Origin of the sequence: Streptomyces cellostaticus (assembly GCF_001513965.1) — a bacterium.
In the GTDB taxonomy this organism is placed as follows: Bacteria; Actinomycetota; Actinomycetes; order Streptomycetales; family Streptomycetaceae; genus Streptomyces; species Streptomyces cellostaticus.
This window is the reverse complement of record NZ_KQ948108.1, coordinates 1-511: the sequence shown is the minus strand read 5'-3', so window position 1 is coordinate 511 and position 511 is coordinate 1. Positions and strand designations below refer to the sequence as shown.

Sequence of the window (511 nt, the reverse complement as noted above, 5' to 3'; positions counted from 1 at the left end):
AACCGTGCCCGTGGGCGCCGACCGCCGGCCAGCTACGGCAGGAACCGTCAATACAACCTTGCCGATATGACGGGCCTGACTCAGGAAACGGAACGCATCCACCGCCCGCCGCACATCCCAGCACGCCACCGGCAACGGCCTCAGCACACCCCGGGCGAACAACTCCGTGAGCGAAGACAACATCGCCCCGATCACACCCGGATCCTGCCGCAACAGATCAAACGCCTGATACGCAACCCCATGCCGGCGCTCGACCTCGCCGGCATCACGGATATCGGTCTTGCCCATCTCCACGAACCGGCCACCCGCACGCGTCAACCGCAGCGAGGCATCCACGAACTCACCCGCCAGCGAGTCCAGCACCACATCCACACCACCCCCACCGGACGCGTCACGGAACAGCCCCTCGAACTCCGTCGTCCGCGACGAAGCAATATGGGACGCCTCAACACCCAGCTCCCGCACCGCCGCCCACTTCGACGGGGACGCAGTCGCGAACACCTCCGCACCC

General features: G+C 66.5%; 1 protein-coding gene. It reads right to left on the bottom strand.

All coding sequences use genetic code 11. The features are described 5' to 3' along the window. On the bottom strand, window positions 1–511 hold a 511-nt coding region (locus AQI88_RS44640), incomplete at both ends, for a zinc-binding dehydrogenase (protein WP_159050610.1).